This window comes from Staphylococcus sp. GW823-FHT05F06, assembly GCF_058795495.1.
Genome location: NZ_JBXAHW010000042.1, coordinates 1 through 715, shown reverse-complemented (window position 1 = coordinate 715; position 715 = coordinate 1). Strand labels below are relative to the sequence as shown.

The 715-nt window shown below is 29.4% G+C and carries 1 pseudogene; it reads right to left on the bottom strand.

The window, feature by feature from the left end:
* Window positions 1-715, bottom strand: a pseudogene (locus AC1Q7N_RS11710) (IS1182-like element ISSep1 family transposase); the annotation flags it as partial.

The following is a 715-nucleotide window of genomic DNA, read 5'->3' as shown; positions in this document are numbered from 1 at the left end:
GATCTTCTTTCATTCTCATAAATGTGGCATCGTGATCTGTTTTAGAATAACTATTTCTATCCTTTAAAATAGATTTTTGGACTTCGTATTTATGCTTTCGCTGAGAGTAATCATTAATTTGCTTTTTGTATTTTTTAATTTTAGTTCTTTTGAGCCGTATTTGTTTTCTTATTTTAGTACATTTTTCATTATCGATATGTTGGTTTAAATCTTCGATTTCTTTATCTAAATGACTACCAATCAAATCTATTTCTTCTTTTGTTAAGTCATTATCATGATCTTTTTTAATCTCAGGTATGATTTTATTTATCACCAATTCATGATAGAGTGCTTTAGAGTTTTCATTCATTCTTGACTCATGGTTTTGAATACTCTTTTTCCATACAAATGTATATCGATTGGCATTTGCCTCAACTTTCGTACCATCAATAAAAATGGCCTGATCATCAATAAGATTTTGTTTCAAACACTGACTATGAAATTGAATAAATAATGATTCTAATAAAGCGTCTACTTTGGGATTTACTCTAAATCGATTAATCGTTTTATAAGAAGGCTTTTGATTTTGTGATAGCCACATCATTCGGATACTATCATTGAGTAATTTTTCTATCTTACGTCCTGAAAACACAGATTGGGTGTAGGCATATAAAACTACTTTTAACATCATTTTTGGATGGTATGATGTTGCACCTCGATGATGTCTGAATTCATC